This is a genomic window from Synergistota bacterium, assembly GCA_021159885.1.
Classification (GTDB): Bacteria; Synergistota; GBS-1; order GBS-1; family GBS-1; genus AUK310.
Window position 1 is genome coordinate 1 of sequence record JAGHDO010000043.1, and the last position, 6,741, is coordinate 6,741.

Here is a 6,741-nt window from a genome sequence, read left to right on the forward strand (position 1 = left end):
CCGTATGTATTTGATGAAGAGCAAGCTAAGAAGATGGCTGAAGCTGGTGCTGATATTCTCGTTGCCCATGTTGGGTTGACAACATCGGGAACCATCGGTGCTGCAGTTGCATTAACGCTCGATGAGGCCATAGAGAGGGTTTTAAGCATAGCCAAGGCGGGAAAGGAGGTTAACCCGGACATAATAGTTCTCTGTCATGGTGGTCCGTTTGATGAGCCAGAAAACGTGGGAAAGGCTCTTCTTAAGATGCCGGGTATTTCTGGATTCTTTGGTGCCTCGAGCATAGAAAGACTGCCAACCGAGAGGGCGATAAAGGCTCAGGTTGAGGCTTTTAAGTCTCTGAAACTGGCTTGATAGCCCTCAGTTTGAATATTATGTAGATAACTTCTCCCTTCCGGGAGGGCAGACTCTCTCAATCTAAAGTTATAGCCCAGATCTCTCATTTGCCGATCTTTATTCTAACAAAAATTTCTCCCGATCTGCCTTCCCGGATATCTGTTATCTTACCTTTGTATCTGTTTACTCTTGGTCCTGGGGGAGGAAGCTTTGAGAGATAGATATCCCAAGGATAGATTATAATCTTTTGAGGCTCTTGCTCTGCAGGGATGATGATCTTTATTCCATCGCTTTCAATCTCATATAGAGGGCCATTTAGCCTTTTGCACTTTTCCACATAGAAGATATTAGGGTGTCCAAGAAATCCGCTTATCTCATTGCTTGCAGGGGTTGATATTACCTCCTCTAATTTTCCTTCCTGAACTATTCTGCCGTTTATCATTACCGCTATTTTGTCGGAAATTTCCTCTGCTTCAACCAGATTATGCGTTACATATAGTATAGGGATATTAAGCTCCTTTTTAAGCCTCTTTATCTCCGTGCGAAGCCTTTTCTGATACGGTAGATCTAAGCCAGAAGATGGTTCGTCAAGAAGTAGAATTTCTGGATCATAGATGAGCGCTTGCGCAAGAGCAACCCTTCTTCTTTCTCCTCCGCTTAGTTCATGTGGAAATCGCTCAATCAGATTGGATAGCTTCAATCTCTCGATCCACTCATTGAGTCTTCTTTTTCTTTCACGCTGAGGAAATTTTCTGCATTCCAGAGGAAAAAGCAAATTTTTCCTAACCGTATAGTGTGGGAGCAGATTATAGTTTTGTGGCAGGTATCCCACATTTCTCCTTGTGGGTGGGAGTTTATCTATCCTTTTCCCCGATAGAACGATAGTCCCGCTTTCGGGTTTCAGGAAGCCGGCTATAAGGTTAAGAAGCGTACTTTTACCTGCCCCGTTGGGACCTAACAGAACGAGTACTTTTCCTCTTTTTGCTTTTAAGTTGACATCCTTGCAGCCATATTTCCCGCTTAAGTTCCTAACCTCAAGCGACATTCTTTTTTAAACCTTCTTTCTATGCGGGATATTATGCGCTCAAAGGCCCATCCCATCATCCCGATAACTATTGCGGTGGCAAAGAGAATATCCATTCGTAGGAGTCCTTCCGCTTCCATAAGCGTGTTTCCAAGCCCGCTTGCTCCAATAAGCATTTCTCCTGCTATGGTTAACCTCCATGAGTGCTCTATGCCAAGCTTTAAACCTGTGAATATATCACCTGCGGAAAGCGGAAGATATATCCTTAAAAGGAGGGTGAGATTTTGCGCTCCCATAGCTTTAGCGGAATTGATCAGCTCTTTCGGAATAGCCCTTATCCCTGTAGCAGTGCTTAAAGCGACGTTTAGAAAAGACGCTATTCCAGATACGACGATGATCATTGAATCACTTAGTCCCATCCATATCATAAAAAGAGGAATCATAACTATTCCTGGTAGTGAATAGAGAGTGCCTATCATGGGTGAGAGCATTTCATAGGCTGTCTCGCTGATCCCCATCATCAATCCTGTTGCTATACCGATGATGCTTCCTGTGATAAAGCCTAACATCGCCTTTATTAAAGTATGGTAAAGAGCGCTACCGAGCTCTCCTCCGTTGATAAGGCTTAGGAGAGTTTCTGCTACCTTAGTGGGAGAGGGAAGCAAAACGGGTGGTAGGATTCTCTCTTCCGCTAAGATCCACCATGAGATAAGCAAAGCTATTGGGAAAAGAAGCGGAATCAGTTTTCTCCTGATAGTAATATCTTATCTACCTCCAGATTTCTCGGTATATATCCAAGCTCCTTCATAAGAAGGGCGGTTTTTCTAATCTGGCTTATATCTATCTTTGTAGTGTAAACGATGTCGTTTAAAGCTTTAACGACTGTTTTAGCGGGAACTCCTATATATTTCTGAGCGCAGCGTCCCGCTTCAAGAGGGTTCCTGTATATAAGCGTGTTCGCTTCCCTTAGTGATTTCACCAAGCCATTTATTACACGCGGATATTTTCTTATATAATCCTCTCTTGCAACAAGTACACTGCCGTTCATCCCAGGCCATATATCCTTAGCCTTCAAAAGATAGTGAAATCCCCTTTCAACCGCCATTTCCGCGAAAGGTTCTGAGAGAAATGCAGCTTTGAGATCTCCCTTTGTAAGGGCTATAAGCTGTCTTAATGGACTCATTCTTCTTAATCTTACTATCAATCCGTATTTTCTTTTAACCATCTGGTAAAGTAAGTCTAAGGGGCTTCCCATCTTCATCGTTCCTACGAGCTCTCCATTAAGGTCTCTAACCTTCTTTATACGTGGTGAAGCAACCAAGGCATATCCGTAAAGATGGGTAAGGCATACAATCTTTATTCTCGCTCCGCGGGCATACGCCAGTATAGCTGGACTTAAGCATATGAATGCTACATCGGCATCTCCCCTAGCGAGCGCATTCGTAATCTGAAGTCCCGTTCTGTAAACCCTGAAGCTTCCGATATAAACGCCATTTTTCGCAAATATTCCTTTTTCCATAGCGATAAAAGCGGCCAATGGATGTATGTTATATTCCACTGCTATTTTAGCTCCCATATCTGCAAAGGCTTCCGGTGTGTAGACCGCACTCAGTACAATCGCTACCATTAACGCTATCAATAGCATTATCTTCCTCGCATGCATTCCTCTCACGCTCACCTCCTCTGGGCTATAGGACTTAGTTATATTATAGCTAAAGGGCTTTCTGTATTAATGAAGGATCTTATTATTGTAAAATGAATAAGAACGTTTCTTCCTCTGAAGGAAGCCTTTGCCTTAAAAGGGGGTGGAGGGGAGTGAATGAGGTTTATAGCATTCTTAACCATGTTATAGGTCCAATTATGAGAGGGCCCTCAAGCTCTCACACCGCTGCTTCATATTTTATAGGCAAGATTGCGCGCTTTCTTTTGGGTGATGAGCCCATAGATATAGAGATCGCCTTTGATAAAAAGGGCTCTTATGTCAAGGTTTACAGGGAGCAAGGAAGCGATCTTGCATTTATAGCTGGAATAATAGGATTGGATTTAACCGATGAGCGTTTCAAGGAAGCGATAAATCTGGCTCGTTCATGGGGGATTAGCATATCGTTTTTGGTCGAGGATCTTGGAGAAGAAGCTCACCCAAATGAGGTGGAGCTTCGCCTTAGAGGGAAAAAGGGTGAACAGGTGAAGGTTCGCGCTCGATCGACTGGAGGAGGAACGATAAGGATAACAGGTTTAGATGGTTTTCCCGTTGACATTGACGGAGGAACCTACGATGCATTTTTATATCTCTCAAGGTACGAGATTCCGAGAATAAGCTTACCTGGTATTAAGGTCAAAAGCGTGAAGAGAGGAGAAGACATTATAGTACATCTTTCATCCTATCGAGAAATAGATAACAAAGTACTATCTGATCTCATTGATCTTTCAGGCGTGAGGAAGATACGCTTGTCAAAACCTGTTTTTCTCCCCATGCCTGGAGAGCCCGTTTTCAGGAGCGGAGCCGAGGTTCTGAAGTTTACGCGTGAGTTTGAACGAAGTCTTGGTAATGCGGGTATCTTCTATGAGGCTAAGCTTCTGGGATTATCAGAGGAGGAGGTTTTGCGTCTCATGCGTGAGCGATACGAGATCATGAAACGCTCCGTGCGCAGTGGGCTAAGCGATAGCGCTAATTTCAGCATGAAGGTTTTAGATCCCTGTGCGGGTGAGATGTTTCGTCGCCTTGGGGAGAAAAGGCTTCCATTTGGTACCATTCATACAGACATAGGAATTCGTGCTATGGGAGTCATGCATGTGTGCAATTCTATGGGAGTTGTATGTGCTGCTCCAACTGCGGGATCAGCTGGTGTTATTCCCGCGGTTTTAACTGCTCTTGAAGATAGATATGGTATTAGGGAAGAAAACGTACTCAAAGGGCTTTTTGCAGCTGGGGTTGTGGGGCTTATCGTTGCTTATAGAGCTACTTTTGCTGCTGAGGAAGCTGGATGCCAAGTTGAGGTAGGTGCTGCAGGGGCGATGGCTGCCTCTGCAGCTGCTGATATAATGAATATGCCCCCTGAAGAAGCGCTTGACTCAGCGGCGATATCCTTTCACAATAGTATGGGGCTTATATGTGACCCAGTTGGTGGATTCGTGGAAGTTCCGTGTCATACAAGGAATGCCATATTTGCCTCGGCTGCTTTAGTCTGCGTTGATCTTATATCGGGAGGTTATAAAAATACGATACCTCTTGATGAAACGGTAGATGCGGTCATCTCTGTTGGGAGAATGCTTCCGAGGGAGCTTCGGTGCACCGCTGAGGGAGGATTATCAATGTGTCCTTCAGCCATGCGATTTAGAAGACACTCTTAAGGGAGGAGTGTGGTAAGTTGAATGCTATCTCAATTAAATTCAGAGGAGTCAAGATAAAGGGTGTTCTTAATGATACTAAGACGGCAGAGAAGATTTTTAATGTCCTTCCCATCAGAGCGAGAGGAGAGAGATGGGGCGGTGAGTTCTATTTTGAGATAGCTGTGGCAGAGGAGCTTGAGGATGGGAAAAAGGAAGTGGAAAGAGGGGACATAGCCTATTGGCCTCCGGGAAGGGCTCTATGTCTCTTTTGGGGTCCCACCCCTATAAGCTCGGGAGGTAGGATAATTCCTGCAAGTGAAGTTACCATTGTCGGAAAGATGGAGGGGGATCTTGAGCTCTTTAATCTTCTTGAGGATGGAGACGAAGTGGAGATAGTGAGAGCATAATGATGGGAAGTAGAAAACTTACATATCGTATCATGATACGATATGATCGTTTCACTGATACGATTCTGAAGGTACTTCTTCTGTAGTGAGTTTTCAGTATTTGGTAGGCTCCTTATCTCAGGGAATTATCTTGTATGTTTGATCAGGAATGGCTATAATTTAAACTAAGGGAAGGTGACAATTTGTATGAAAGTAAATGGAGCCAACCTTGGTTTTGAGGCCAAGCTTTGGGAGGCAGCTAATAAGCTTCGTGGGCATCTTGATGCCGCGGAGTATAAGCATGTGGTCCTTGGGCTTATCTTTCTCAAGTATCTTTCAGACGCTTTTGAGGAAAGGAGAAAACGGTTAGAACAGGAGATTACTGATCCCGAGAGCCCGTGGTTTGTCAGAGAACCTGAGGCTCGCTACGACGCTTTGGAAGATCGAGACGAGTACCTCGCCGAAAACGTCTTTTATGTTCCTCCGAAAGCTCGCTGGTCATATATTCAGGAGAGGGCCAAGCAGCCTGAAATCGGGAGAATCATCGACGACGCCATGGTGACCATTGAGAAGGAAAACCCGAGCCTCAGGGGAGTGCTTCCCAAAATTTACGCTCGGCCGGAACTCGACAAGCGGCGCCTTGGCGAGCTTGTTGATCTCATCAGCACCATCGGTCTGGGAGACCGTGAAAATCAATCCAAGGATATTTTAGGGCGGGTTTATGAGTATTTTCTGGGCCAGTTTGCCAGTGCCGAGGGCCGTAAAGGTGGAGAATTTTACACTCCTCGGTGCATCGTTCGCCTCCTTGTGGAGATGATTGAGCCTTATCAGGGCAGGGTATATGACCCTTGCTGTGGTTCAGGGGGTATGTTTGTCCAGAGCGAGGAGTTCATCAAGGCCCATGGGGGACGCGTTGGAGATATATCCATTTACGGCCAGGAGTCAAATCCGACCACCTGGCGTCTGGCTAAAATGAACCTTGCCATCCGGGGGATAGAGGCTAATCTTGGCCCATACGCGGCGGATACTTTTCATAATGACTTACATCCTACTCTTAAAGCAGATTTTATTCTTGCTAATCCGCCCTTCAATCAGAAGGCCTGGGGGCAGGAAGCGTTAAAAAATGATGTGCGCTGGAAATTCGGGCTCCCTCCGGCAAATAACGCCAACTTTGCCTGGGTTCAGCATATCATTCACCATCTGTCTCCGGTAGGCATTGCTGGCTTTGTTCTAGCTAACGGTTCCCTTTCTTCCAACCAAAGTGGAGAAGGTGAAATCCGCAAAAATATCATTGAAGCCGATTTAGTAGACTGCATCGTGGCGCTTCCACCGCAGCTTTTTTACAGCACCCAGATCCCGGCTTGCCTCTGGTTTATCGCGCGGGATAAATCAGGCAGACCTACCAAAGGCGGTAAGCCTTTGCGCGATCGTCGTGGAGAGGTCCTCTTCATTGATGCCCGCAAAATGGGTGTCATGGTGGATCGTGTCCATCGAGAATTGACTGACGAAGAGATCGAGAGAATTGCCCGGACATATCACGCCTGGCGCGGTGAAGAAGGCGCTGGCGAGTATAAAGACATCCCTGGATTTTGCAAAAGCGCTACCATAGAAGAGATCAGGGAGCGCGATTATATCCTTACTCCTGGCCGCTATGTGGGGGTAGAG

The 6,741-nt window shown here is 45.6% G+C and carries 7 protein-coding genes; 4 read left to right on the forward strand and 3 right to left on the reverse strand.

What is annotated here, in order from left to right:
* Positions 1 to 354, forward strand: a 354-nt coding sequence (locus J7M13_03925; GenBank protein ID MCD6363134.1) for a phosphoenolpyruvate hydrolase family protein, incomplete at its 5' end; no start/stop codon positions are given.
* Between the two features lie 85 nt (positions 355 to 439).
* Here the strand turns inward: J7M13_03925 and J7M13_03930 are convergent.
* The 3 genes from J7M13_03930 to J7M13_03940 are packed head-to-tail and all read right to left on the reverse strand — an operon-like array spanning position 440 to position 3,023.
* Positions 440 to 1,381 carry an ABC transporter ATP-binding protein gene (locus J7M13_03930; GenBank protein ID MCD6363135.1) on the reverse strand — a complete coding sequence of 314 codons (942 nt, stop codon included), beginning with the start codon at positions 1,379 to 1,381 and terminating at the stop codon, positions 440 to 442.
* On the reverse strand, positions 1,357 to 2,076 hold the full coding sequence (locus J7M13_03935; protein MCD6363136.1) for an ABC transporter permease: 720 nt from the start codon (positions 2,074 to 2,076) through the stop codon (positions 1,357 to 1,359). Before J7M13_03935 ends, J7M13_03930 begins: the two co-directional genes overlap by 25 nt.
* A gap of 23 nt (positions 2,077 to 2,099) precedes the next feature.
* Positions 2,100 to 3,023: an ABC transporter substrate-binding protein gene (locus tag J7M13_03940; GenBank protein ID MCD6363137.1), complete on the reverse strand. Its 924-nt coding sequence runs from the start codon at positions 3,021 to 3,023 to the stop codon at positions 2,100 to 2,102.
* Between the two features lie 152 nt (positions 3,024 to 3,175).
* Here J7M13_03940 and J7M13_03945 point away from each other — a divergent pair, with 152 nt between their 5' ends.
* The 3 genes from J7M13_03945 to J7M13_03955 form a co-directional block, all read left to right on the forward strand.
* Positions 3,176 to 4,711 (forward strand): L-serine ammonia-lyase, iron-sulfur-dependent, subunit alpha, encoded by a 1,536-nt coding sequence (locus tag J7M13_03945; protein MCD6363138.1) that lies wholly within the window; start codon positions 3,176 to 3,178, stop codon positions 4,709 to 4,711.
* Positions 4,712 to 4,737: 26 nt separating this feature from the next.
* Positions 4,738 to 5,097 (forward strand): hypothetical protein, encoded by a 360-nt coding sequence (locus J7M13_03950; protein ID MCD6363139.1) that lies wholly within the window; start codon positions 4,738 to 4,740, stop codon positions 5,095 to 5,097.
* Positions 5,098 to 5,283: 186 nt separating this feature from the next.
* Positions 5,284 to 6,741, forward strand: a 1,458-nt coding sequence (locus J7M13_03955; GenBank protein ID MCD6363140.1) for a type I restriction-modification system subunit M, incomplete at its 3' end; no start/stop codon positions are given.